Here is a 1805-nt window from a genome sequence, read left to right as displayed (position 1 = left end):
ACGAGCGCAATCGACGGCAGGATCAATCCCGAAAAGAAAAGAAGGAAGGGTATGAGCCCTATGGCCCTCATCGGCGTCCTGTCCGCATTGGTTTTGAAGCCATTGAACGCCAGGTCAACGAGTATTCCGAAGCCTAGAAGCGCCAATATCCCGAGGGTGTAGAATAGCCAGAAGGCCCAGAATTCCTTGCGGCGGGCGCGACCTTTGAAATTGCTATAGTCCGCAATTATCGCGCGCCAGAAGTAAGCCCACAGACCCATGGAATAGGCGGGCCTGCTCTCGGCCGAACGGCGTGGCTGGCCCGTGCTTGGCGATGGCGCTGTCGGGGTGACGGCGACTATATCGTGCGCCGTACCGTCCTCCGGTTGAAACTCGACAAGGGTGCCCCTGGCGAGGGTCACTTCATGGCTCACATCGTCACGGGCAAAGATATAACGCTTGCTGTCGATTCCGTCGATGTAGCCGTAGTCCTGATCCTGATCGTAGTGGAATATCGTGCCACGCATGTTTCTCCCCCGCGTTGCGCAAATACTACCCAGGGTTGTTTGTGATTGCAATACACGTGGCGGCTAAATCCTGACACCCGCCGGCACCGGCCCCCACTGGTTTTCCCGGGCCTGCGTCGGGATCAGCGCGAAGACCAGGATGATCAGGCTGCCGATGGTCGGGATCAGGATCAGCAGGCAGAGCCAGCCTGACAGGCCGATGTCGTGCAGCCGGCGCACGATCATGCCGAGGCTGGGAAGAATTGTCGCCAGCAGGAACGTGCCGCACAACCCGACCGTTATCGCGCCCGAAATATCACTGTCGAAACCGCCCATATCCATATCGGTGTACAGGCCGATGCCGCCGATGATCAGCAGGCAAACCGTCCAGAACAGGCAGTAGCCCCAATATTCCTTGCGGCGGGCGCGTCCGGCGAAATTGAAATAGTTCTGCGTCACGCCGCTCCAGAAATAGCCCCAGAGATCGCCGGGCTCGGCTATCTCGGAAGATCGACCGAAATGCTGCGCAGCGGGCGGGACCACTGCGGACGGAACGCTGGCCTGGGCCGGTGCGGCTTTGACGCTGGGATTGGCGGCGGAGGGAGCGGCAGTCGGAGCGGTGATCGAAAAAACGTCGCGCGCCTGGCCGCCACCCGGCTGGAACTCGACGGCCGCGCCCTTCCGCATAGCAGTTTCCCGGCGCAGGTTCTCGCGGGTGAAGGTGTAACGGTTGCCGTCGGCCCCGGATATGAAGCCGAAGCCCTGGATCTCGTCATAGTGAAGTACTTCGCCGCGCATTTGCCACCCCCGCTCGCCACGTCCCGGCCGAAGGTGGCACAGGGCCGGGCCGATGGGCAAGACGGCCAGCATGGCTACCGTCTTCGCGGCAAATGAAGCATAAGGCATCGAGTGCAACCGCCTTCGACAGAAGCAGAACATGACAGTCGAGAGTCCTGACAGTAAAACCGTGATTGAAGATGGAGGGGAAAGAAGACCTCCCAGGCTGGCCATCGACGCCACCGGCCTGACGTTCTGGCCGTCCGGCCAGGGACTTGTCGGCATCCCGCGGGTGGAAAGCTTTCTCGTCAGCGCAGCCCTGGCCGATCCCGACCCTAGCGTGGAGGTGGTGGCGTTCCGACCGTGGGAAGGCCGGTTTCGCCCCCTCGCTCCTTTCGAGCAGGACCATGTCGCGACGGGCGAGATTTCACCCTGGCGCCTCAAACGATGGCCTGGGAGACGTACGGCGATGTCGCAGGCCCTCGAAGCGGTGAGGCAGCAGCCATGGGGCAAGCGCGACGCCGACCGCCATCTCGCCAAGAC

2 protein-coding genes and 1 pseudogene are annotated in these 1805 nt (G+C 61.9%); 1 reads left to right on the top strand and 2 read right to left on the bottom strand.

Going from position 1 to position 1805, the window contains the following annotated elements; all coding sequences use genetic code 11:
- Together EN906_RS32935 and EN906_RS32930 are read right to left on the bottom strand one after the other, a co-directional pair.
- The coding region (locus tag EN906_RS32935; protein ID WP_164777562.1) for a DUF805 domain-containing protein at nucleotides 1–506 on the bottom strand (506 nt) is incomplete at its 3' end.
- A gap of 63 nt (nucleotides 507–569) precedes the next feature.
- The gene (locus tag EN906_RS32930; protein WP_127271316.1) at nucleotides 570–1283 is read right to left on the bottom strand and encodes a DUF805 domain-containing protein; all 714 of its coding nucleotides are present in this window, start codon (nucleotides 1281–1283) and stop codon (nucleotides 570–572) included.
- A 139-nt stretch (nucleotides 1284–1422) separates the two neighbouring features.
- Here EN906_RS32930 and EN906_RS32925 point away from each other — a divergent pair.
- Nucleotides 1423–1805, top strand: a pseudogene (locus EN906_RS32925) (glycosyl transferase family 1); the annotation flags it as partial.

The sequence above is a fragment of the Mesorhizobium sp. M7A.F.Ca.CA.004.06.1.1 genome (genome assembly GCF_003999135.1).
In the GTDB taxonomy this organism is placed as follows: Bacteria; Pseudomonadota; Alphaproteobacteria; order Rhizobiales; family Rhizobiaceae; genus Mesorhizobium.
The sequence above is the reverse complement of the archived record's forward strand: the minus strand, read 5'-3'. Positions and strand labels throughout refer to the sequence as shown.